16 protein-coding genes are annotated in these 23415 nt (G+C 68.3%); 4 read left to right on the top strand and 12 right to left on the bottom strand.

Annotated features, from left to right (window positions below):
* Positions 1-88: 88 nt before the first annotated feature.
* The gene (locus tag NBG84_RS15120; RefSeq protein WP_250919948.1) at positions 89-3265 is read right to left on the bottom strand and encodes an AMP-binding protein; all 3177 of its coding nucleotides are present in this window, start codon (positions 3263-3265) and stop codon (positions 89-91) included.
* Positions 3266-4015: 750 nt separating this feature from the next.
* On the opposite strand from NBG84_RS15120, the gene NBG84_RS15115 reads away from it, so the two are divergent.
* Positions 4016-5053, top strand: a complete 1038-nt coding sequence (locus NBG84_RS15115) for a polysaccharide deacetylase family protein (protein WP_250919947.1) — start codon at positions 4016-4018, stop codon at positions 5051-5053.
* Positions 5054-5219: 166 nt separating this feature from the next.
* Here the strand turns inward: NBG84_RS15115 and NBG84_RS15110 are convergent, their stop codons facing one another.
* On the bottom strand, positions 5220-5543 hold the full coding sequence (locus NBG84_RS15110) for a hypothetical protein (RefSeq protein WP_250919946.1): 324 nt from the start codon (positions 5541-5543) through the stop codon (positions 5220-5222).
* 591 nt (positions 5544-6134) lie between these two features.
* Between NBG84_RS15110 and NBG84_RS15105 the strand changes: the two genes are divergently transcribed.
* Both NBG84_RS15105 and NBG84_RS15100 read left to right on the top strand, forming a co-directional pair.
* The gene (locus NBG84_RS15105) at positions 6135-9755 is read left to right on the top strand and encodes a carboxypeptidase regulatory-like domain-containing protein (protein WP_250919945.1); all 3621 of its coding nucleotides are present in this window, start codon (positions 6135-6137) and stop codon (positions 9753-9755) included.
* 683 nt (positions 9756-10438) lie between these two features.
* Positions 10439-10672, top strand: a complete 234-nt coding sequence (locus tag NBG84_RS15100; RefSeq protein ID WP_250919944.1) for a hypothetical protein — start codon at positions 10439-10441, stop codon at positions 10670-10672.
* Between the two features lie 217 nt (positions 10673-10889).
* Here the strand turns inward: NBG84_RS15100 and NBG84_RS15095 are convergent, their stop codons facing one another.
* The 4 genes from NBG84_RS15095 to NBG84_RS15080 all read right to left on the bottom strand — a co-directional run bounded on the left by NBG84_RS15095 (position 10890) and on the right by NBG84_RS15080 (position 15466).
* Positions 10890-11384, bottom strand: a complete 495-nt coding sequence (locus NBG84_RS15095) for a DUF5709 domain-containing protein (RefSeq protein WP_250919943.1) — start codon at positions 11382-11384, stop codon at positions 10890-10892.
* Between the two features lie 533 nt (positions 11385-11917).
* Positions 11918-12841 (bottom strand): LLM class F420-dependent oxidoreductase, encoded by a 924-nt coding sequence (locus tag NBG84_RS15090; protein ID WP_250920067.1) that lies wholly within the window; start codon positions 12839-12841, stop codon positions 11918-11920.
* A gap of 133 nt (positions 12842-12974) precedes the next feature.
* On the bottom strand, positions 12975-13229 hold the full coding sequence (locus NBG84_RS15085) for a hypothetical protein (RefSeq protein ID WP_250919942.1): 255 nt from the start codon (positions 13227-13229) through the stop codon (positions 12975-12977).
* A 38-nt stretch (positions 13230-13267) separates the two neighbouring features.
* Entirely contained in the window at positions 13268-15466 is a 2199-nt protein-coding gene (locus NBG84_RS15080) for an alpha/beta hydrolase family protein (RefSeq protein ID WP_250919941.1), read from the bottom strand.
* 94 nt (positions 15467-15560) lie between these two features.
* Here NBG84_RS15080 and NBG84_RS15075 point away from each other — a divergent pair, with 94 nt between their 5' ends.
* Positions 15561-17246: a peroxidase family protein gene (locus NBG84_RS15075; protein WP_250919940.1), complete on the top strand. Its 1686-nt coding sequence runs from the start codon at positions 15561-15563 to the stop codon at positions 17244-17246.
* Positions 17247-17467: 221 nt separating this feature from the next.
* Here NBG84_RS15075 and NBG84_RS15070 read toward each other — a convergent pair whose 3' ends face one another.
* Genes NBG84_RS15070 through NBG84_RS15045 form a run of 6 tightly spaced genes read right to left on the bottom strand, consistent with a single transcriptional unit; the run spans position 17468 to position 23261 of the window.
* Positions 17468-19075 carry a SpoIIE family protein phosphatase gene (locus NBG84_RS15070; protein WP_250919939.1) on the bottom strand — a complete coding sequence of 536 codons (1608 nt, stop codon included), beginning with the start codon at positions 19073-19075 and terminating at the stop codon, positions 17468-17470.
* Positions 19072-20556 (bottom strand): sensor histidine kinase, encoded by a 1485-nt coding sequence (locus tag NBG84_RS15065; RefSeq protein ID WP_250919938.1) that lies wholly within the window; start codon positions 20554-20556, stop codon positions 19072-19074. Before NBG84_RS15065 ends, NBG84_RS15070 begins: the two co-directional genes overlap by 4 nt.
* Positions 20553-21635, bottom strand: coding sequence for an ATP-binding protein (locus tag NBG84_RS15060; RefSeq protein ID WP_250919937.1), 1083 nt, complete (start codon positions 21633-21635; stop codon positions 20553-20555). Before NBG84_RS15060 ends, NBG84_RS15065 begins: the two co-directional genes overlap by 4 nt.
* Positions 21623-22045 carry an ATP-binding protein gene (locus NBG84_RS15055; protein ID WP_250919936.1) on the bottom strand — a complete coding sequence of 141 codons (423 nt, stop codon included), beginning with the start codon at positions 22043-22045 and terminating at the stop codon, positions 21623-21625. The genes NBG84_RS15060 and NBG84_RS15055 overlap by 13 nt, the downstream gene beginning before the upstream one ends.
* A complete protein-coding gene (locus tag NBG84_RS15050) occupies positions 22042-22410 on the bottom strand; it encodes an STAS domain-containing protein (protein WP_250919935.1) in 369 nt (122 codons plus the stop codon). Before NBG84_RS15050 ends, NBG84_RS15055 begins: the two co-directional genes overlap by 4 nt.
* On the bottom strand, positions 22407-23261 hold the full coding sequence (locus NBG84_RS15045; RefSeq protein ID WP_250919934.1) for an RsbRD N-terminal domain-containing protein: 855 nt from the start codon (positions 23259-23261) through the stop codon (positions 22407-22409). The genes NBG84_RS15050 and NBG84_RS15045 overlap by 4 nt, the downstream gene beginning before the upstream one ends.
* Positions 23262-23415: the final 154 nt, after the last annotated feature.

The following is a 23415-nucleotide window of genomic DNA, read 5'->3' as shown; positions in this document are numbered from 1 at the left end:
TTGGTTGAGCCGTGCCTCAGTGAGGAGCCAGGCGGTGTTGCCGAAGTTGCGGTGCGGTACGCGGTGGGGCAGTGGTGGCGAATGCGGCTCAGTGCGCGGCCGCGTTCAGCGCGGCGGTGAAGTCCTCCGCCAGCGCTGCGATGTCGTCCGGTTCAAAAGCCAGTGCGTTGAACTGGATCCAGCAGTCCAGGCCGCCATCCCGCTGCTCGACGACGGTCAGTTCGGGCACCCCGAGATCGCCGCCGGGCAGCGGCCAGGGAACGGTGGTGCCCCGCGGCAGCGCCCAGGGCTCACAGAGCAGGCCCGGCAGATGGGCGTCGGCGGCCCAGTTCTCGTAGCGCAACCAGGCCGGGAACGCCACCACCGAGGGTTTGAACTCGGAGTACGGGTAGAGCTGATGGTCCAGCGCACCGGTGGCCGCGAGTCGCACCCGTTCCGCCAACTCGGCGAAGCCGGGCCCTCCGGAGCAGTCCACCCGTACCAGCAGCGACTGCACCAGGCAGCCGACCGCGCGCTGTGCCTCGGGTCGGGTCCTGCCGGGAACCGGCGTCATCAGCACCAGGTCCCACCGGCCGCTACGGGCCGCCAGCAGCCCGCTCCACAAGGTGGCGACGGCCATGAAGGGGGTGACTCCGAGCAGCCCGGCCCGCTCCCGCAGCCGTCCGGCCCGATCGGCTGCGACGGTGAAGGGGTACGCGGTGGTGTGCACCTGGTCAACGGCTCGCCTGCCGGGGAACGGGTCGAGGGCGGATGGAGCGCCTTCCAGCGCGGCCGCGAAGTACCGGCGTCCGGCCGACCAGCGCTCGTTCGACCACCGCACCAGGTCCTGGTACGGCATGGCGTGCTCGGGCAGTCGAGGGAGCCGGCCTCGCCGCAGGGCGTCGTACCCGAGTCCGAGTTCGTGCAGGAGGACGCCGATCGACCAGCCGTCGGCCACCATATGATGCACCGCCAGCAGCACGATATGGTCCCTGGGTCCGCGGCTGACCACCAGCAGCCGGGCCGTTGGGTCCTCGCCCAGATCGGTGAGCCGATCTCGCTCGGCTATCAGCAGGGTATTCACCTCGGCGTCGCTCGCACCGGGTGCGTCCAGCAGGGAGATCCGTGCCCTGGGAGCCTCGTCCAGTACGGTGCGGACCAGCCCGGGGACATCGCCGGGAACCGGTACGAACCTGGTGCGCAGTGAAGGATGCCGTCGAACGAGCTCAGTCAGGGCCCGGCCGAGCGCCTGCTGGTCCAGCCGGTCGGTCACCCGGAACAACGCGGTGACCGCGCCCACGTCCCGCCCTGACTCCTCGGCCATCCAGTCCAGGAAGTTCTCCTGCTGGCTGGTCAGCGGAACGCTGTGCTGCTGGGCCCGTAGAGCGCGCAAGAAGGGTGGAATCGAGGCTTCCTTATCGCCGTCATCAGCGTTCTCGTCGGGCCGGTCCACCTGCTCAGGTGCGGAGGTCGGCACGCCATCCTCCAGCCAGGCGGCCTGGGCCCGCAGCGAGGGACGACCGAAGACCAGCGCGGAACCGGCCTCCACCCTGAACCGTTCCGAGACCGCCGCCGCCAATTGGACGGCGCGGAAGGAGTCACCGCCGAGCGCGAAGAACTCCTCGGCCACACTGCGCACCGGACGGCCCAGCACCTCCTGCCAGAGCTCCGCGAGCTGTATCTCCACAGCGGTAGCGGGTGGCCTTCCGTCCGGCACGGACGGCGACGCCTCGGTGGTCTCGAAGAGAGAACGGAGCTGATGCTTCAGCACCTTCCCGGTGGCGTTGCGCGGCAGGTCCCCGGCGAGTAACAGCCGCACCGGAAGTTCGGGTCGGCTCAGCCGGGTGCTGAGGAAGAGCCTCAGCGCATCGAGGTCCAGGCCCTTCGCCGCGGGCACCACCACCGCGACGGGAACCGCGCCCATCACGGGGTGCGGGACGCCGAGCGCCGCCGCGTCCGCGACCCCCGGGTGCTCGTGCAGCGCGTCTTCGATTCGTAGGGTGGAGACCTTCAGCGCACCGGACTTGATGACATCGCTCTCCCGGTCCACCAGATGCAGATAGCCATCCGCGTCCAGCCGCCCGAGGTCGCCCATCCGCACCCAGCCGTCGCTGAAGACGGTGGTCGCGTCGGTGGGATCGCCGATGTAGCTACGCGAGGGTCCCGGTTGGCGCAGCCAGACATCGCCGGCATCGCCGACCGGCAGGGCTCCGCCGTCGGCGTTGAGGATGCGCAGGTCCTGCGGATTGGCGGGCCGGCCCACCGAGCTGGGCCTGGCCAGGTCGACGACCATGGAGATCTGGGCGGGCACGGCCTCCGCCGAGGTGTACACATTGACCACGGTGGCCTTCGGTAGCGCTTCGGTCAGCGCCTGGGCGACGGGTACCGGCAGGGCGGCGGCGGAGGAACTGAGGAGGAGCAGGCTGGACAGGTCATGGCGCGCGGGCACCCCGGAGTTGAGTAGCTCAATGGCCATGGAGGGCACCAGGAAGGCGGTGCCGATCCCCAACTCCGCCACGGCTCGGCCGAATTCCTCGGCGTCGAAGCGCGGCAGGACGACGGTACTGGGCGCGCCGGTCAGGGCGCCGAGCAACATCATCTGACCCGCGTTGGTGCCGATCGGGAAGGCGTGCACGGCATGCCGCGAATGGGCATAGGGGCGTGGGCGCGGCTTGAGGCGTAGGCCTGCTGTCAGATTGGCGTGGGAGGCGAGAACTCCCTTGGGCAGGCCGGTGGTTCCTGAGGTGCCAACCACCTGGGCGGGGTCCCATGGATCCGGTGGGGCGGGTGGGGTGTTGTCGCTGTTCTCAGTGTTGCCGGTTGGGTTCGCCTCGACGGTCGCAAGGGTGTGGTGGATGATTCCGGGAAGACCCGGAAGGTCGGCCTCCGTCAGCACCGCGCCCACCCCGCACAGCTCAGCGAGTCGTGCGGCCTCGGGTTCGGCCAGGTCGGCACGGAGTGGCAACCCCGCCGCTCCCGCGTAGTGCACGGCCAGGAACGCCACCGCGTACTGATCCCAGGCGCGGTCGGTAAACCGCAGGGCCACCAGATCGCCGGGCCGCACCCCACCGGCTGCCAGCCCGCGGGCAGCCCGGACGGCCCGCTCGCGCCAGGCGCCATAGGTGAGCGTGCCGCCACCGCGCACCTGGATGGCGATGCTGTCCGGCTGACTCGCAGCCCTGGAATCCAGCAGGTCGGGGACGGTCAGCGGTGTGGGCGAGGCGTTGATGGTGCCCTCCAGGAGTGGTGGCCGGGTGGGGAGTTGATCCAGAGAACTCGGTGGCACAAGAGACGGTCACGGGCATAGCGCGCAGCTGTCGCACATAGGTATGGTCTGGACCAATCGGCGGGGCATGGCGAAGAATAGCGTGCCGGTGTCGTACTTGTGACGCCTTAATGGAGAGTTCGTGGAAATCGGTGATGGCCAGGCCATGCACCGGTCCCGAAGCACCCGGAACGGGCGGCACGGCAACACCCTCAGTCGAGGGGGCACGTGTGCGACGAGGTCTCGTGGGGGGTCCTCGAATTCAGCAGAGGCCTGGCCATGACTCCGGTGAGATCGTGTACGACCCGCACCCATCCGCACCTCAACACCGACCACCGCCGTCGGCCCCGGACCGGCTACCACCTGCCCTGGCCGGCACCCCAACGGTTCTGCGCCGAGCCGGCCCAAGGCTGCCCGGTGGAAAGGGAGTTGCCCGCCATGCGCCGGGCGCGGCGCGAGACCGGGATCGGCGACGCACCACGCGAGATGGCGGACCACGACCCACCGGACCTACTCCGTGCGATCGCGGCTCATGGGCGCCGACCGACCGGGTCATGGCTGCCCCGGTTCGCGTCGGGCATCGGCCTCCGGTGTGGAGTCCCAGCGCGAGAAGGGCGTGATCGAACCCTCACCGCCCTTCAAGTTGCCTGCTATTGAAAGCCAGTTCGTTGACGCGCACTGCTCCGGCTCGGGCTTCGTCGATGCCCGACGCCCTTCATCTGGCCCCCCGGGCGCACCCTGCCGCCCGGGCGAACGAGTGAGGAAGAACGCATGCTGTACGCGGGAATCGCCTGGTCCGTCGACGGCTACCACGTCGAGGTGCTCGACGCTGAAGGAAATCGGGCAGCCGCTCCGGCGCGCTGGGGTGCGGAGCGGGTGCCCGAGTTGACCCGGTGGCTCGGCGAGATGGGGCGGGAGGCCGATGTGCCCTGCGCCGTCGTTCTGGAGAGTACGAACGGGCTGGTGGACGGTCTGCTGACGGCAGCCAGGCTCGATGTCTACCGGGCCGATCCCTGGGTGCTCCCCGAGCGTCCGGCCTTCGGTTCGGTGTCCGCCCATGCCCTGGCGGAACGGGCCAGAAACGACCTTGCGTCTCTTTCCCCGCTGACGGCGGAAGGCGGTGGGCAGACCGGGCGGGACGATGACTACCACGACGGAATACGCCGCAGCGAGCCGTTGGAGGCAGAGCTCACGCGGGCGGGACGCTGCTTTCGGCACGGCTCACGTGAGCGCAGGGAGATCGCCCTGACCTTCGATGACGGGCCTGATCCGGTGTTCACCCGGCAGGTCCTTGAGATCCTTGACCGCTACCGCGTGCAGGCCACCTTCTTCTGCGTCGGCGCGCATGTGAACGCGCTTCCCGACGAGGTGCGGCGGATCACGGATGCCGGGCACAGTCTCGGCAACCACACCTGGTCACACCCCTTCCTGCCGGATCTGACCGCGGCACAGTTCCGGCTCCAGATCGAGCGGACCAGCGAGGCCTTCGACCGGTCGGTGGGCACAGTGCCGACGGTGTTCCGTCCGCCCTACGGGTCCCGCACCCCAGAAGTGTTGGGCGAGTTGCGCTCCGAAGGGCCGGCTCTCGCGCTCTGGGACGTCGACTCCTGGGACTGGGCCAGGCCAGGACCTGACAAGATCACCAAGACTGTTCTCGATCACGCGCGACCGGGCTCCATGATCCTGATGCATGACGGCGGAGGGGATCGCCGCGAGAGCGTGCAGGCACTGCCCGCGGTGATCGAGGGACTGTTGGAACGCAACCTCCGTTTCGTGTCCGCCGATGACCTGAGATCCCGGGCCGTGTGAGCGTCGTAGCGGGACCAGTGAGGCGCGGCCTCTCGTCTCTCGCCTCTCGCCGCCGGAGGCGGGAGGCGCGGGCGAGAGGCTGGTCTTCGATACCCGAAGCCGACACCCGGCCGGACGGGTGGGTATGCGCCCCGCCCGGGATCTGGCGTTCGGATGTCCGGGTAGCTCAGCTGCTGAACTGCACTGACATAAAACTGCTGTTGTCGACCCACTGGCCCGGATCAAGTTCTTCCGCGGTGGCGTTCCGACAGTTCTTCTCCACGTACATGACCGCCCGGCGGTCGGTGTTGTTGACCGTCAGCCCCTGAACCTGACGACCCACGGGATAGCAGCGGCCGTCGATCGGATTGGTCAGGGTGTGCGGAACGTTTCCGGGCTGGGTGTGATAGGTGAAGTCTCCCGTGGCGGCGTGTGCGGCGAGTGGAAATGTGACACCCAACACGGCGACGGCACCGAAGACGCCGAGCGCACTACCTAATCTGCCTTTCATCACTGCCTCTCTCTGGTACGGGGGCTGACACCCCGGATGTACTCGACGCCCGCTGGCCGGCCGGCGGGCTCCGCAACCGCCGCTCCAGCCTTGGCGGTTGGAGGCCCGGTGATGACGGTTCTACCAGTCTCGCCCAGGACACCGGTGAAGTCACCGGGCTCCCGCCTGTTTGTCAGTGACCCGTTCCCGACCGCCGCACCAGCGGGCAGAGTGCGGTGGCAGGGGGGATCCGACGCCGATCGGGTTCTGGAACCCCGAGCTCCGGGGCCTTCTGCGGGGGATCGGGAGGGTTCGCGCCGTGGGCCGGTGCGGGGCGCTGGGGGAGCCGCGGTCGACGAGTGACTACAGGGAGTCGGCACCTCCTTCAGCGGCATGTCCGAAAAGCAACCAGACAGGCGCCGACCCTTGTAGGGGGTAGTGGGGCCTATGCGACGGCTCATGAGGCTCTGAGTCCTTGGGGTTCTCTGAGGTCTGTGTGATGCATGAGTCGTAAGCATTCTTAACTTACTCGTGAGGAATTCTTTACATGCCCATGCCAGGGGTCCACTATGCCGTTGCCAGTTCGGACACACTCACAGTCAAGGAGAGTTTGTGGCCAGACGTACACAGGGGGAGCGCAGGTTGCTCGGCGCCCTGACCGCCGCGACGGTGGCGCTTCCCCTAGCCCTGGGCGCCGCACCCGCCCAGGCGTTATCGGACGGCACGAGCGGTTCTGCCGCCGCGCCCTCGCTCTTCCGTGCCAAGACGGAGAACGTTGTCCGCGCCCAGCTCGACAGCAAGGAGAGGGCGACCTTCTGGGTCGCCCTCTCCGCTGAGGCGGACACCTCGGTCGCACGTAAGCAGCGGACCAAGACCGACCGAGGACGCACGCTCTACCGGGCGAAGCGGGCACACGCCCAGAAGACCCAGGCTCCGCTGAAGGCCCTGCTGGACAGTGCCGGCGCCACTTATGAGTCGTTCTGGATCGCCAACATGGTCAAGGTCACCGCGGACAAGGCGCTCGCGGAGAAGATCGCGGCGCGCCCGGAGGTCGCCGCACTGAACGCCGACGAGAAGATCCCCCTCCTCCAGGCGTCGCCGGTCAAGAGCGAGCCGAAGGCCACCACCCCCCAGGCGAAGAAGGCCCGAGCCAAGAGTTCTGGCACGGACGCGGTGGAGTGGAACATTGACCGCATCAACGCATCAAAGGTCTGGTCCGAGTTCGGCCTGCGAGGCGAGGGAATCGTTGTCGCCTCGGTCGGCACGGAAGGCGATCTCACCCATCCCGCCGTCAGGTCGAAGTACCGCGGGCTCAAGGCCGATGGCGGCTACGACCACAACTACAACTGGTTCGACGCCGAGCGCAGCTGCCCCGGCGGGCTGCCCTGCACCCCCGGCGAGGGCAGCCCCTACGGCTTGGGCGTGATACTCGGCGACGGCGGAGTGGGCAATCGGATCGGTGTCGCCCCTGGGGCCAAATGGATGACGGTCAAAGGCTGCGGGGGCATCGCCTGCACCCCCGACACGGTGCTGCGGGCCGCTCAGTGGGTCATCGCGCCCACCGATCTCCACGGTGCCAACCCCCGCCCGGACCTCGCCCCGCATGTGGTGCAACACGCCTGGGGCGGGGTCGCCGGTACCTGGTTCAAGACGGTCGTCCAGGCCTGGCGGGACGCCGGCATCTTCACCTCGTACGGCAACGCCATGGCGGGCCCGCGCTGCAACACCCTCGACTCACCCAGCACCTTCACCAACGCGTACACCACCGCCGGGTTCTGGAAGAACGGCCTGATCGACCCCAACTCCTCACGCGGCACCGGTGAGAACGGGGGCATCAAACCCAACATCTCCGCTCCCGGCGAACAGATCCGCACCGCCTGGAAAGGCGGCGGCTATGCGCAGGTTGGCGGTTCGGGAGCAGCCGCCATGCACACCATCGGTACGGTGGCCCTGATGTGGTCGGTGAATCCCGCCCTGCGCGGCGACATCACCGAGACCGAACGGCTCCTCGACGGCTCCGCCACCGATGTGGACGACACCAGCTGCGGCGGCACCGCCGCCAAGAACAATGTCTACGGGGAGGGCCGGCTCGACGCGTACGCGGCCGTCACCGCCACCCCCCGGGGTACGGCTGGAAGCGTCAGCGGCACCGTCACCTCACCCACCGGGCCCCTCGCCGATGTCGCCCTGAGCTTTACCGGCCCCACGGCCGCCAACACCGTCACCGACGCCACCGGCGGCTACACCGTGCCGAGGGTTCAGCCCGGCGACTACACCGTCACGGCGACCTCGTTCGGCTACCGCACCGCGTCCGGAACCGTGACGGTCACGGCGAACGGCACCTCCGTCAGGGACCTTGCGCTCACCGAGGCTCCGACCGGCCGGATCACCGGAAGGGTCACCGGTCCGGGCGGAGCCCAGGCCGATGTCACCATCAAGGCCGACGAAGCCCCCACCTCCGTGAAGACCGCCGCTGACGGCACCTACACACTGGAACTGCCGCTGGGCACGTACAACATCACCGCCACCCCCAGCCATCGCTGTGCGACGGGCAGCGCGGCTCGGATCGAGACGGCCGCCAACACGGTCAAGGACTTCGTCCTCGCGGCCCGGACCGACGCCTTCGGTACCGAGTGCAGTGTCACCACCGGCGCTCCGTTCCCGCGGGGAACCACCAAGCTGGCGTTCGTCAATCCCAGCTACGCCCTGGCCTCCATCGATCTGCCCTTCCCGGTGCCTCACTACGGCAAGACCTACCGCAAGGCCACCGTGTCGGTCGGCGGAGTGCTCGGCTTCGGGGAGATGACCACCAAGTCCAGCAACGAGACCCTGCCGAACCCGGTCCGGCCCAATGGTGCGCTCTACCCCTTCTGGGATGACTACTTCCATGACGCCAACTCGGGTGTGTACTGGTCCACCACCGGTACCGCGCCGCACCGAAAGCTCGTCGTCGAATGGCGCGACGCACCGCTCGCCGTCGGACGACCGCACGACCGGGTCTCCTTCGCCGCCGTGGTCGGTGAGGACGGTTCCGTGTCCTTCCACTACAAGGACATCTCCGGTACGGGTCTGGAGAACGCGTCCAACGCGACCATCGGCATCGAGAACGCCACCGGTACCGACGCCTTCATGTACTCGTACAACGAAGGCACCGTCCATGACGGGATGAGCATCCACTTCCGTACGACGAAGACCGCGGTGGTCACCGGAACCGTCACGGACGCCAACGACGGCAAGCCCGTCGCGGGCGCGACCGTCGCCGCCAGCGGCGGAAGCAGTGACACCACCGGCGCCGACGGTGGGTACCTCATCCAGGTCCCGGCGCCCGGTGCTCCCGAGGTCACTCCCTCGGCGCCCGGCTACACAACGCTGGGCAAGAGCCTGCCCCAGGACCCGGGCGGGATCGCCTCCGCGGACTTCGTGCTATCCACCGGGCGGGTCTCCGCGGACGCTGCCTCGCTGAACATCGTCGCCCCCGCCGGACAGCAGCGCGGTCGCTCGGTCGATCTCATCAACACCGGCGCCGCCACCCCGTACACGGCTACGGAGAAGGACGGTAAGAGTTGGTTCAGTGCGACCCCCGCGAGCGGTGTGGTTGCGGCGAACGGCCGGCGGACGTTGACGGTGAAGGTCGACACCACCGGGGTGGCCCCCGGCACGGTCCTCACCGGCACCCTGCGGGTCTCGTCCCAGAGCGGTCGCCAACCGGTGACCGACATACCGGTGAGTGTGGTCGTCCCCGCGTACCAGACGGCGATCGACACCGGTGCGAGCCGGGCCCTGACCGACCCGCTCGGCGACGTTTGGGCCGCCGACCGCGCGTACACCGCCGGTAGCCACGGCTATCTCGGTGCCACGACCACGCGCACCACCACCCAACCCATCACCGGGGTACCGGCGACCAGCGATCCCGCCCTCTATCGATCCGCCCGCCAGGGGATGCTCGAATACCGATTCGACGCCGTTCCCAACGGCACCTACCGGGTTGAGCTGGGCTTCGCCGAGACTGCTTCCCAACCGCCGGGCAGTCGGGTCTTCGACGTCATGGCCGAAGGCACGCAGTATGTGACCGATCTCGATCTCACGGCGGTCGCGGGCGTACGCACCGCCCATGACCGGGCCTTCACCGTCAAGGTCACCGACGGACAGCTCAACCTTCGATTCGTCGCCAACGCCGGAAGGACATCGGTGAACGCGATCAGAATCACCGAACGCCCCGATCTCACCGGCTGATACCTCCGCACCGACGGTCAGGGCCTGCCCGGCAGCCACCGGACAGGCCCTGCTCGTGCTCGGCGTAGCGAAGCACGCTCACTTCGTCGGCCGCCACGCTGCGGCAGCCGTACGCAGGCTGGCTCCTACCCGGCGCGAGAAGGGCGCATCGCCAGTCCAAGAGGGTCGTGGCCGGCTACCGCGTGAGGCGCCGGCGAAGACGACAGCGATTCCTCTCCCTCGCTGACTACGGGATGGTGATGACTGCCCGGGATCACGTGATTTCTCGCAGTATTTACCAGCTGTCACCCTGGGTGTCAGAAGCCCGGGGATGACGGTCGAAGGCTGGCGGGCGCGGGTTCGACGGGTGCCTCGTCATGGCTCAGCACCTCCTCATGTCCCGGGAATCCGGGGATCACCGCTGATAGGACCGACTGTCGTCCACAACCGGTCCCCTGGCCGGCCCCTTTCCACTCGCTCGGTGCGCCGGGCAGGCCGACGGACCAGATCCTGGTGGAAGGGCGGGTCGGATCGCCGGGGTGGAGGGGACGCGGCTTGCCGCTCCCCGGTTCACGTGGTTGCATTCCGGCTCCACTCCCAACGCCCGGACTCACTGACCTTGACGATGCGTCAGTAGGGCTTGCTGAGGCGTTGGCAGTGGTGTGCTGTCTGGATTCTTCGCTCAGTCCCGGAGGTAGTGAGACATGGCCGTCTTCGACGAAGGCACCAAGTTCCGTGCAATGGTCGACTTTCCCGGCAACACCGGTTTCGTCGAGGTCGAGTTCTCGGTGACCAACAACCCGATGGACCAGACCAACCCGGCGCCCGCCGTGACCGCACTGGAAATTGCCCAGGCCATCAGTGCGAAGGCGGTGGCAAAGGGATATCCGCCGCTGGTCTTCCGGGGGCCGCAGGCGGCAGCCGACCTCAATCCCTGATGCGTCCCAGGCCGGCGGATCGCTCGTGAGGGCGGGGGCGGCAGCGAGGAGAACGACCCGGCGCTGCCACCCGCGCCCGTGGGGCGGGCGGGAGCCCGGGTGTTCGTAGGGGTCCGCTGCCCGAGTGCGGTCCGGCGCGACGGTGCGACCGGGCCGGTTCAGCCGCTGGGCGGCGGCCGGTTCGGGCCGGACCGGAGCCGATCGCGAGGGCGAGCGCTCACAGCGGCTCATCGTCGGGAACCACATGTACCGCTGCCTCCTCCGCCGAGGCGGCAGCTCCATCGATCCCCGCGTCCCAGGCCAGGAGATCCTTCTCGGTGTCCTCGTGGGCTCCCTCATCCGGTGCCACCAGCCGCCCCGCCCGGCGATCTCCCACCTCGTCGTCGCGGAGTTCCCCATCGGTATCGGATGTGTCTCCGATACCGTCGCCATCCAGGGCGTCGGCCCCCGTGTCCGGTACCTCCTCCGCGAGCCGCTGGTCCAGTGTCTCGCCCTCGCGCTGTTCTCGTGCGGTGGTCCCGGTCCGGTCCACGCCCAGCGGGCGATCCGGCGGAGAGTAGCCCTCGTCGTACGGGTCCACACCCCGGTCGAGCAGGGTGTCCTCCGGGTCGAGGAGACCTTCGTCGTCCGGGACCTCGTTGTCATCCGGCGACCCGGGCTGGTAGACCTCATCGCCCATGGTGGTGTCGTCAGGCATGTCGTTGCCGGCCATGGTTGCGCCTTTCTTCAGCGGACGCCTGCGGTGTACGCGCTCAGGGACACGCCAGGACTCCCTCCATCGTCCTCTCAATGAAGGCGACACGCACCCGGCAAGCGCGGTCACCTTCGGTAGCGGGCGTTCTCGGTGGTTCTCCCGGGGACCGATCCGAACCCGTTAAAATCATCACCCTGGGTGACAACGGCCCCAGTGGTTGGATTCGGCGCCAGGGGATGCCCCCCCATCAAGCGAAACCGTGTTTCCCAGTGGGGGAAGCGGACGCCCCGGGTGGGAGCGAGTGTGCTGCCCGGATGAGCGCGCTGCCTGACCCTCGACCACCGGCTCTGCCCTGGCCCGGGGACGCTCCGCCCCGGGCCGGGACGCCCTCGTGGAAACGGGGCGCCCCGGAACAGCCTGCACGGGTGAAGGCGAGCACCCGCACCACCCGGGTGCTGAGGTACCGAGCCCGGCAGAAGCGGTCAGCCGAACGGGTCGGCAGACGTGGCCAGAGCGTCCGATCCCCGCCCCGCCCCGCCCCGGTTCGCCGGTCAGCCGGCCAGTTCGCCCAGCAGCGCCCAGGTGCGTCGCCGCTCGGCTTCGCCGGCGATCTCCGTCCCTGCGAACACCACTTCGGTCGCCCCGGCGTCCAGGTACCGCTGTATCTCGGCCCGGACCGTCTCCTCGTCGCCGATCACGGCCACATCGCCGGCCCGCTTGGCACCGGAGAGCTCGATGGCGCGCGCGTAGGACGGAATCTGCTCGTAGAACGCCAACTGTTCGGTGGCCCTCTCTCGTACGGAGTCAACGTCGTCGGTGACCACACCGTGGACGATCGCCACGATCCGGGGCGCGGGCCGATCGGCAGCCGCCGCGGCCCCGGTGACGGCTGGGACGATGTGCTCGGCCAGAGCGCGAGGCCCGGCCAGATAGGGCAGAATCCCGTCCGCCAACTCCCCGGTGACCTTGAGGGCCTGTGGACCCATGGCCGCGACGAGCAGTGGTACGCCGGTCTCGGCGCCCGGCACATGAGCAGGCAGCGGGGTGGTCGCGGTGATCAGTTCGCCGTGGTGGTCGACGGTGCCGGTCTCCAGCAACTCACGTAAGACGGTGAGGAATTCACGCAGCCGGGCGATGGGGCGGCTGAAGGCAATCCCCAGCCCGTCCTCGGTCAGCAGTCTGGTGCCCAGGGCCAGGCCCAGGTGGTAGCGCCCGTGGGTGGCCGCCTGCGCGGTCAGGGCCTGGCTGGAGACGATCAGCGGGTGACGTCCAAAGACGGGGATTGCGGATGTGCCCACCTGGAGGCCTGGTACTTCGCGTCCGACGATCGCCGCCAGCTGTGGTGAGTCGACACCGAAGCCCTGACCGAACCAGGCGGACCGCAGCCCGGCGGCTGCGGCCTCCTTGGCCAGGCGTACGGTGGCGTCGACTTGGTTATCGGAATTGATGGCGTTGAGTGCCACTCCCACATTCATATCAGCCTGGAACAGGGGTGGTTGGTGACCCATTCCCGTCGTATATGGCAGTCATGTGTCTGCTGTGTGAACGAGCGGAGTGGTCAAGGCGGCGGGCCGTCGGGCCGGGCTGGACGGACGGTCGCCGCGGCTTCTAGAGATGGACCGCCGTGAGGTGCTGTTGGAGTTGGAACGCGGCCTCGCGCAGTGCCGCAGCGGCTTCCGAGCAGCGGGCGGCCTGGCCCCTGAGTGTGGTCTCACACCATCGCGGGGCCTGCCCAGCGGTGCCGAGCCGGTCGGCGACCGCATCCAATTGGGTGGCGTAGAGAGCCATGCGTGCCGCGTCATCCTCCAATCCCTGTACGAGTGTCTGTAGCGATGTGGTCCGGCTGACCTGGGTGGCGCCCATCCTCGGTCTCCTTCGTCTGTCGGTCGTGGGCCGAGCCCTCAGTGGTCGATGGAAGCGCCTGCCCAGCGGCGGGCGGGTCCGGAGACCGAACTGAGCGTCATCCACGCCCGTGCTCCGTCCAGCCCGAGCGAGCGCAGTTGCCCGGTGAGGTGTTGGGACGAGTCACCCACGGCCAGCCGCAGGCGGGCTGTCGGGTGCGGTCGCATCCGGGAGGCGCCGTCATGCACGGCTCGCACGGTCTTCCCGTCCACCGCGGTGAGCCGGACTTCGCCATACCGTGGGCCGAAGGGCAACGCGGGACCGAGCCGACCGGTCAGGGACAGCACCCGGTGCCCGTCGAGATCGCCGACCTCCGCGGTCACCCGCCCGCCGCGCAGGGTGAGCCCCAGGTCCACCGCCGGTGTCGGATGGCCCCAGATCTCCGCCGCCGCAGTGGTCGCAGCGTGGGTGGAGGAGACCACGCCCAGCAGATGGATTCCGCTTCTACGCAGGTCAGGGCGGCGTAGCAGATCCACCAGGGCGCCGAGGGAGCGGCGACCGAACGGGTCTTGGACCGCGATGCCCACCGACATCTCCTTGTGGGGTCCGATGCCGCTCGTGCCATGCCGGGAACCGGTCACGACCACCATGGCCCGGTCACCGAACAGCACCGGGTGAGCACCGGGCAACGCTGTCTCCAGCAGATCCCGAGCCGCTGCGGCGTCAGCCCGGAACAGGCAGACGATGTTGGAGGTGTCCTGATAGAGGATTGGCAGACCGATGGGCCCGGCCGTTGTCGTCCGCTTCTGGGTGGGCACATTGAGATACGGATAGCTCTGGGGCAGGGCGGTTCGGTCCCGGAGCGCGTACACCTGGCTGCGGATGACTCTGCCCCGATACGGGGCGAGGGCCGCATCGATGTCCTGGCGTGCCTCATGCAGTTCGTGAACCACGTTGTGGAGGTAGTTGTCGATGCCGTGGCAGAGGGGGAACTCATGGGTGGTGTCGACGAAGTCCACCTCGTACCAGGTGGGGTGGGGATTGAAGCAGGCGCCGGCGCCCCGTCCGTCGAGTGAGGGCACGATGTCGTGCTGGTTGGTGATGCTGGCCACCCAGGTCCGCTGGTCGGCGGGGACCTTGCTGTCCACCGGCGAACCGACCGCGATGACATGGGTGAGCTTGTTCCGACGGCAGAAATCCGGGTCCTGGGCCAGGTTCATCACCGCGATGCCGCCCTCGCTGTGGCCGATGAGGGCGAGTTCCGCACCTGCGGGGATCGGGTAGTCGGCGATGGCCTTGTGGATGGCCCTGGTGTACGGGGAATCGGGTCGGAAGAGATTGCGCCAGGCCCCCACGAAGTCCTGCGGGGTGTCGTTCCGCGCCCCTTGGCATGACATGCCGGGCACGCTCAACGCGTACCGAACGGCTCCGTCGGGGCCCTCGATGGACTGGATGATGATGCGGCCGGTCGTCGCCAGTACCTTGATGTTGCCGAGGAAGGAGACCAACGAGCCCTCCTTGGCCAAGCCGAGGGCCTCCGTGGCCGTCGGTTCGCATGGACGGGCGGACCCCTCACCCTGGTCGAGGGCGGCGATCGGGGCTGAACCCATGCCCATGAGCGGCTCGCCGTCGATGGCCTTGCCGGTGGCCATCGCCCATCCGGCGTTGTCATTCAGCGGGTTCTCGTCCATCAGCGCCCGTAGGGCGAGCAGTTCGGTGAAGACGGGGCTGACCGCCGCCATGGCGTTCTGTGCGCCCTTGTCCTTCACCAGCGCGCGAAATGCACGGATCGATTCCAGATCGCTGTCGGATGTCACGGCGTCGATGAGACGGCGCAGGGCGGGTTCCCGGGTGAGCTCGGGGTGGTCGAGGGTCACGGCTGCGATCCGCAGCCGCAGCGAGGTGACCGCGGTGAGCGTACCGAGGCTCTCCCGGCCGGTCAGCTGAGCCAGATAGGTGGCGAACTGCACGGGTCCTGGCCCGACAGCCGCGTTGCCCAGACCGTGTGTGTCGGTCAGGGCACGCAGCAGCGCGGTGTGTACCCGCGGTCCGGTGCGCAGCGCGGAGGCGGCGAGCGCCGGGTGCAGGAGGGTGGCGGTCACCCGGGCGCCTACGGCGCGGATGTCGTCCGCGGTCCCAGCGATCTCCCGTGCGGCGTCCATGTACAGGCGCCGCCGCTCGCGCGGGGCCGTCAGTTCCGTTGGGGGAGGGGACTGGTCATCACGCCGTGGCGAGGGGACCGGTGGCTGATCACTCATGGCGGAGACCTTACCGTCTGCACTCAAACTGATACTGTCCGTCGCGAGTTGGGGGGTCGGCGCCCCATGAGTCGATGTGGAGTGGGAGCGAAAGATGACGAAGTCCACCGAAGAGGGTTCCCTGGTGGGGCAAGTGCGGCGATCGCCCGGGCCGACCGGGGAGGTGCCGCCCGCCAGGACCGCGCCATCGCAGACCGTCGTGGGTCAGCCAGGTGCCCGTGTCCGCACGCCGGGTAACGACGGCTGGCGCAACCACGCCGAGCAGTACTTCCTCAGCCACGGCGACGCTCTGTGGAAGGCCGCCCAGGCCGTGCCACCACTGAACCGGTTCCTCAACCGTACGATCGTCAACCTGGCGGTGACCAAACTCCCCGCTCGACCACGTCCGTTGAGCACGATCGCGCCCTACACCTCGTGGCCCGCACTGGTGGACCGCACCTACACCGGCCGCCATCTGCCCCCGGTCGAGGACCAGGAATCCGGCCGCGCCAGCGTCGAGCGCACCGCATCGCTCTTCACCCGCGAGCCCGGCCGGACCAAGCTCTGCTCGCGCTCGACCGTTCTGCTGCCCTACTTCGCCCAGTGGTTCACGGACGGATTCCTCCGCGGTGAGTCAGAGGAGCCGCGCGACCCTCGCCGTAACACCTCGACGTACGACATGGACGTCAACCAGCTCTACGGCCTTAACCCTGATGTGTTGGCACAGCTACGTGCGTTCGAAGGCGGACGTCTCAAGAGCCAGCAGATCAACGGCGGTGAGTTCCCACCCCACCTCTGCCGCAACGGCAAGATCGAGCCGGAGTTCAGCAGACTGACGCCGGTTCGCTTCGACACCCTGTCGAACGAGCAGAAGGACGGCCTCTTCGCCTGCGGCAGCGACCGCGCCAATGGCCAGATCGGTTTCACCATGATGACCGTGCTCTTCCTTCGGGAGCACAACCGCATCGCGGGAGAACTCGCCGAACGCCAGCCTCGCTGGGATGACGAACGACTCTTCCAGACCACCCGGCTGATCCTGACCGCGATGCTGATCAAGATCGCCATCGAGGAGTACGTCAACCACATCGCCAACTTCCGGTTCCGCTTCAGGATGGACCCGCACGGGCTGGGCAACCCCGCCTGGCACCGGCAGGCGTGGATCTCCATCGAGTTCAATCTGATGTACCGCTGGCACAGCCTGATCCCGTCCACCTTGCAGGTCGGCGGTCAGGAGATGCCGATGGGCCAGACCATCCACCGCAGCCCGCTCCTACCAGAGGTCGGACTGGGCCGGCTGATCGCCGACGCCTCGGAGCAGCGCGCCGGACGGCTCGGGCTGCTGAACACGGACGCCGGCCTCGGAATGCTGGAGGCGCAGTCCATCGCGGTCGGCCGCGAGGTACAGCTCGCCTCCTACAACGACTACCGCGCCTACAGCCAGTTCCCCCGTATCACCGATTTTCGGCAGATCACCGCCGACCCCGCGGCACAGCAACTGCTCAGCGAGGTCTACCGCACGCCCGATGACATCGACCTCTTCGTGGGGCTGATGGCCGAGGACCCCGCCCCCGGCGCGATCCTGGGACCGCTGCTCCAGCGGATGGAGTCCACCGAGGCCTTCTCCCAGATGGTGGTGAACCCGCTGCTGTCCCCTCGGGTCTTCCATGAGGGGACGTTCACCGCCTGGGGCATGCGGCTGATCCATACGACGGGCACTCTGTCGGATGTCGTGCACCGCAACATTCCCGAGGAGTCGGAGCAGTTCTTCATCGGTATGGCCGCCCGTCAGACGGCCAGGTGACAGCCGCAATGACCGCCCCCGTCCGGGGGGTTCTCCCGGGCGGGCGCCCTCTTCCCATCCCCGGCGGGTCGCTGTTGGGGATGAGCCGTGCGCAGGCATCCTCCGCCCCGGGGGCTCGGCCAGGACAACGGTTGGCGCGGGGGCGAAGTCGACGCGCCGAACCCGGTCTTGTACGCCGGCCGCCCCATTCACGCCGCACTGAGGCGGTGACCGGCCCAGGACTAGCTCAGGTGCACGGTCAGGAGCGCGATGTCGTCGTCCTTGTCCTTGCCGAATGTCTGGAGCAGCATGTCGCTCAGCTCCTCCAGATCGTCCGGCCCCGAGGTCACCGCGGCACAGAATTCACTCAGACTTGAGTCAAGGTCCCTGGTCCGCTCTTCCACCAGTCCGTCGGTCATCAGGACCAGGCGCGTCTCGGGGGCCGTTGAATAGATCGTCGCCGGAGGATGCGGAAGACCGAGGCCCAGCAGTGGGCCGTGCTCATGAAGGAATCGGGCCTGCCCGTCCGGTTCGACCAGCAGCGGTGGGATGTGACCCGCGTTGGAGAGATGGATACGACGCCCACCAGGCTCGATCAGGACAAGGCAGAGGGTGACGGTGACCCCGGGCCGTGAATGGGCGAGGAGTGTTTCCAGCCGGTCATGGAGACGATGCGGCGGATGGCCCTCCAGCGCATAGGCGCGCAGCGCATGCCGAAGCTCACCCATCACCACGGCGGCGGCCAGCGAATGCCCTGCTACATCGCCGATGGCCACCAGAAGACCATCGCTCGTTTCGAGTGCCTCGTAGAAGTCACCACCGATCTCGGCCTGTGCACCGGCGGGGACATAGCGGAAGGCCATCTCAATCCCCGGCACCGAGGGGAGGCCGTCGGGGAGGAAGGTCTTCTGGAGGGTCAGGGCGAGCGAGTGCTCTTCGGTGTAACTGCGCAACGATTCCAGTGCCAGCGAGCTGGCGATGGCGAGTTGCTGGAAGAGCTCGCGGTCATCGGAACCGTGCAAGGCGTCGGCGGGCACGGCAAAGCAGAGGGGCGGCCGACCCCGCTTGGTGCGCACCACGATCAAGAAGACATCCCCGCCCAGCTGATCAGAGGGCAACAGCGTCTGCCAGAGGGCTTGGGGGATGTGCGCGGTCTCGGTGCCGGTTCCCGAGCCGAGGGCCTGGACGGCGAGTCGGTTCAGCACACTGGGGTGGGTCGGCAGCAGTCGGGCTGTCTCACCGGGGCCTTGGGCCATGCTGTGCACCACATGTCCCTGCGGAGTCAGGAAGACCGCGGTGGCGGCGCAGGACATCAGATTCGCCGCGCCGCTGGTCGCCGCGCTCGCGAAGGAGTGGAAACCCACCGCCTTGTACACGTCCAGGGTGGTGTGGTTCAGCGTCCGCAGTCGTTTTGCCAGCCACTCGGCGCGCTGTTGCGCTCGGGTGTAGCGAAGCGTCGCGGTCAGTGTGGCCAGAAGCTCATCGCGGTCAATGGGTTGGTTGAGATAGGCGGCCGCACCGCCCTGAAGTCCCCGGGCGTGATCCTCGGGGCTCATGATGACGGCGGATACGTGGATCACCGGTACGCCCGCGGTGCGGGGGTTGGCCTTGATCGACTCGCAGACCTGGAAACCGCTGACATCGGGAAGATTGACATCGATGATCGCGACTTCCGGGAGAGGCGCGTCGGCGATGTCCAGCAGTTCCAGCGCGGCGGTCCCGTCGGGCGCCTCCAGAACGGTGTGACCCGCGCGGCGAAGCCAGCTGCCCAGCACATACCGATTGGTCGCATCATCATCGACGATGAGCACCCTGGCGGGTGCGGCATCGTGCTCCGCGTCCTCGTTCACGCGCCGTTCTCCTGTCGATCGGCTCTCCCGGACGTATCAGTTCGTGGTCCCGAATCGGACGGCTGCCGTGCCGACGAATGCCCGGTGAGCGTGCCCGCACTCTCGTGGTCCGCGACCTGGTCGGGGAACAGGTTCGGCAGCCGCACATCGACCTGGGTTCCCTGTCCTTCAGCGCTGGTCAGCACCAGTGAGCCGCCGAGCAACTCCGCCAGCGTACGGGCATAGGGCAGACCGAGGCCGGTGCCCGGGCGACCCCGCTGATGGAGACCGGGCACCTGGTAGAACTCCTCGAAGACCCGCTGCTGCTCAGCCAGGGGTATACCGATGCCGCTGTCAGCGACGGTGAAGGACAGCCAGGCCCCCGCAGGGCCGGAGCTGGTGCCGACCGTCAGGCTGACCTCGCCCTCCTCGGTGAACTTCAGAGCGTTGGACAGAAGATTGCGCAGAATCCGAGTCAGGAGGACTTCGTCCGTGACGACGGCGGGAAAGCTCTCCAGATCCGGCATCTTCAAGACCACCCGGCTCGCGCACACCGTGTTGCGCAGTGCGCCACCGAGCTGGCCGACCAGTGCGTGGAGGTCCACCGGGCCAAGCCGGGGTTCAAGTTGTCCGGACTCCGCCTTGGCCACATCCAGCAGGTCATTCACCAGGTCGAGCAGGGTCTGTCCCGAAGAGGCGATCAAGGAGAGCTGCCGATGCTGCTCCTCGCTGAGGTAGGCCGATCCGGGGTCGAGCAGCAGCCGGGAGAGTGCGACGACCGAGTTGACCGGGGTGCGCAGCTCGTGGCTGACATTGGTCCAGAAACGGGTCTTGGCCTCGCTCGCCTCGCGCAACCGGCGGGACTTGTCGTCCAGCTCGGTGTGCAGGGCGACCACCCCGCTGTTGGTGGTCTCCAGTTCCTGCGAGAGCTCCGTGTAGAGGGCCAGGACACCCCGATTGGTCTCTTCGAGCTCCTCATTGAGTCGGCGCAGCTCCTCGCGCTGGGCGCGGGTCTCCTCCAACGTGGCGATCAGATCGCGTGTTTGGGCACGCAACTCCTCGGCCATGGTTGCCGGAGCGGCCCGTCGCAGGGCGTCACTGAGTCTTCTTCGGCGACCGGGGATGATCTCGCTCGAAGGCACCGGCTGCTCAAGGACGAGCTGGCTGTGCGGGATGTCCGGCTGGTAGCGCACCCGATGCACCAACCGGGTCGCCAGCTCCAAGGCCTCCGGCGAGGGCTCCGTGCCGGAGGCCCACTGGAGCGTCACCACCAGCCTCGGCTCACCCTCCTCGTGGAGGTCGAACGTCGCCGTCAGGTCCGTGGCGCCGAGTCTGTCCCGGCCCAACTCGCTGAGGGCGGTCGCCAGTCGAACCTGGTCCTGCCGTTCCATCCGCAGCGATTCGGCGGCCTCCTGGCCGCTGCGCCGAAGGGAGAAGACGTCCTGGACGGAGACGATATCGACCGTGAGGGGGTGGAGCGGGTCCTGGGGGGTCGCGGTCACCACGCCCCCTTGACGACCACGATCCCCGCGTCATCGCGCCGCACCGCCGCTTCCCTCAGTAGCTGTCCCGCTATCACCGTGGGGCTGCGGTGGAACAGCCCGGGCAGGGTGTCGGTGCTCCAGCGCTCGGTCAGCCCGTCCGAGTGGAGGACCAGTGCACTACCCGGGACGAGGGGCTGTTCGAAGGTGCGCAGAGTGCGCATCTGGTGGCCGACGATGCCGGGGGCCGACAGCAGGCTCTTCCGTGTCCCCGGGCCGATGACGAAACCGCTGACGTTGCCGATCCCGCAGAGCAGGACGCGCCCTCGCGCGGGTTCGATCCGGGCGACGGCCACCGCACCGCCGCGGGTCCCCCGCAGCGCACCATGGACCTCGCGCAGGATCGCCTCGGGATCGCCCGCCGAGGTACGGCGGAAGGCGTCGATGGCGGCCGCACTGGCACGGGCCGCGAGCGGTCCATGCCCCAATCCGTCGCAGAGGATGGCGAGTACCGCGGGAGTGGCAGCGGACCCCGCCATGCTCGCGGATGGGTAGCCCCCGTCGATCCGGACGGCCCAGGCGTCGCCGCAGACACTCTCCCCGCTGATGGGCCGGGTGAGGCCGGCCGCAATGGCGTTGGTGTGTGCTGGAGTCAGCGGATCTCGTCTGTTCCGGGGCCAGAACTGGGCGGCCACCACGGTTCCCTTGCCGGGGGTCGAGTGGATGTCGAAGACATCCGCGAGCCGGGCCACCGCCCCCAACCCGATGCCCAGGGTCCCGCCCGTGGACATCCCGTCGGAGAGCGCGTCCGCCACATGGGCCATGCCCGGGCCCGCGTCCACGGTGACGAACTCCACGGCCGCGCTGTTCTCGGTGCGCAGCACCCGCAGCAGTAGGGCCCCGTCGACCGCGTGCCGTTGTAGGTTCGTGGCGGCTTCGGTGACCGCCAGCGCAACCTCGGACGCACGGTGGGAGTCCAGACCGATACGACGTGCCAGGGCCGCGGCCGCCCCTCGGGCAGCGGCCGGAAGCGCCGGATCGTCCCGGAACCAGGCGATGTCCTCGCACTCCAGCAGCGTCAGCGCGTTCACCGTGCCCACTTGACCAGGGTCACCGTCGTCCCACGGCCGACCTCGGTGTCGAGAGCGAACTCATCGACCAGGCGGCGGGCGCCGCTCAAGCCCAGTCCCAGCCCTCCTCCGGAGGTCCAGCCGTCCGTCAACGCGAGGTCGATGTCGGGAATTCCGGGGCCGGAGTCCTCGAAGACCGCCAACGCGCCAAGCCGTCCGTTTCCCCGCACCAGGCCGACCCGGACGACCCCACCGCCGCCGTACACCAGCGTGTTGCGCGCCAGTTCACTGGCGGCGGTGATGAACTTCGTCTGATCCACCAGGGAGAGCTTGCACCGCTGTGCCAGCTCTCGCGCCAGTCGTCGAACGCGTACGACATCGTCATTGGCCACGATCGGCAACGACTGCGGTTCTCCTTCTTCTGCCCAGGGCCGGCTCATGCCCGGCCCGCGTTGCTTCGCCCCAGGAGGGCAAGCCCCTTCTCAAGATCGAGAGCGGTACGTACGCCCCCGAGGGACAGCCCGAGTTCGACGAGGGTGATGGCCACCGCCGGTCGCATACCCACCACCACGGTCTCGGCGTCCAGCATCCGCGAGATCGCGGCGATGGTCGCCAGCATCCGTCCGACGAAGGAATCGACGATCTCCACGGCGGTGATGTCGATCACCACACCGCGTGCGGATCGGGCGACGATCTGTTCCGCCAGGTCCTCCTGCAGATTCATCACGGTCTGGTCGTCCAGGTCCACCTGGATCGACACCAGCAGAACCTCACCGATGCGCAGAATGGGTACGCGCTCGGTCATCGCCGCCCACCCGCGGGGGAGATCATCTCGACGCCGGCCTTCTTCAGGGCGAGTTGCAGGGCATCGGCGAGGCTCGCCTTGGTCACGATGTCCCCGAACTCGATGCCCAGCGCGACGATGGTCTGGGCGATCTGCGGCCGGATTCCGGACACGGTGCACTCGGCGCCCATCAGACGCGCCGCCACAATGGTCTTCAGGAGGTGTTGTGCCACCTGGGTGTCCACCGCGGGAACCCCGGTGATGTCGATGATCGCCTGCTCCGAGCCGGTGTCCACCAACGCCTGGAGCAGCTTCTCCATCACCACCTGGGTGCGCGCCGAGTCCAGGGTGCCCACCAGGGGAACGGCGATCACCCCGTCCCACAGTTTCACCACGGGAGTGGAGAGTTCCAGCAGCTGATCGGCCTGAGCGGCGATGATCTCCTCGCGCGCCCGGGTGTAGGTCTCGATGGTGAACAGGCCGAGGTCATCCAGCAGCCGGCTCAGCCGCAGATACGCCAGGACATCGTCCTTGGTCCCGCCCTCCAGCACCGGCTCCAGCACATGCTTGAGAGCGAAGACACTGAGCGCGGTCTCACTCGGGGTGAACCCCTGGCGGGCACGGTTGCGTGACAGCTCCGTGAGCAGCGCCCGCAGCTCCGACAGCTCTTCCCCATGTGCGTCCTGGCCCCCGGCGCGCAACGCCTCCACCAGTGCTGTGAACAGCTCATTCAGTTCACGATCGAGCTCGGCCCTGCTGATCCGGCCCGCCAACCCCGCTGAGACCTGGGTGATCCACTGTGCGGCGAGATCCTGTTCACCTGTCGAGAGCAGTTTCAGCAGCCTGGCCGAACCGTCCTGTTTCGCGACCATGGCCACTCCCCTTGTAAATCCGCTGATGACATCATGTGATCCTGCGCAGCGTACGGCATGGCCTATGAGCGTCCGACAATTCCTACTGGCCGGTCACTTACCGAAGGCCGCTCCCCGCGACGCGGGGATGTAGGTGCTGGTACCCCGTGTTTCT

The organism is Streptomyces albipurpureus, from assembly GCF_023701525.1.
Lineage (GTDB): Bacteria > Actinomycetota > Actinomycetes > Streptomycetales > Streptomycetaceae > Streptomyces > Streptomyces albipurpureus.
Note: the sequence above shows the minus strand (reverse complement) of the source record. Positions and strands in the feature narration are given on the sequence as shown.

Excerpts from the sequence above, each read along its gene's own strand:
- NBG84_RS15115 (WP_250919947.1), top strand. The coding sequence starts at position 4,016 with ATGCTGTACGCGGGAATCGCCTGGTCCGTCGACGGCTACCACGTCGAG.
- NBG84_RS15110 (WP_250919946.1), bottom strand. The coding sequence starts at position 5,543 with ATGAAAGGCAGATTAGGTAGTGCGCTCGGCGTCTTCGGTGCCGTCGCC.
- NBG84_RS15100 (WP_250919944.1), top strand. The coding sequence starts at position 10,439 with ATGGCCGTCTTCGACGAAGGCACCAAGTTCCGTGCAATGGTCGACTTT.
- NBG84_RS15095 (WP_250919943.1), bottom strand. The coding sequence starts at position 11,384 with ATGGCCGGCAACGACATGCCTGACGACACCACCATGGGCGATGAGGTC.
- NBG84_RS15090 (WP_250920067.1), bottom strand. The coding sequence starts at position 12,841 with ATGAATGTGGGAGTGGCACTCAACGCCATCAATTCCGATAACCAAGTC.
- NBG84_RS15085 (WP_250919942.1), bottom strand. The coding sequence starts at position 13,229 with ATGGGCGCCACCCAGGTCAGCCGGACCACATCGCTACAGACACTCGTA.
- NBG84_RS15080 (WP_250919941.1), bottom strand. The coding sequence starts at position 15,466 with ATGAGTGATCAGCCACCGGTCCCCTCGCCACGGCGTGATGACCAGTCC.
- NBG84_RS15075 (WP_250919940.1), top strand. The coding sequence starts at position 15,561 with ATGACGAAGTCCACCGAAGAGGGTTCCCTGGTGGGGCAAGTGCGGCGA.
- NBG84_RS15055 (WP_250919936.1), bottom strand. The coding sequence starts at position 22,045 with ATGAGCCGGCCCTGGGCAGAAGAAGGAGAACCGCAGTCGTTGCCGATC.
- NBG84_RS15050 (WP_250919935.1), bottom strand. The coding sequence starts at position 22,410 with ATGACCGAGCGCGTACCCATTCTGCGCATCGGTGAGGTTCTGCTGGTG.
- NBG84_RS15045 (WP_250919934.1), bottom strand. The coding sequence starts at position 23,261 with ATGGTCGCGAAACAGGACGGTTCGGCCAGGCTGCTGAAACTGCTCTCG.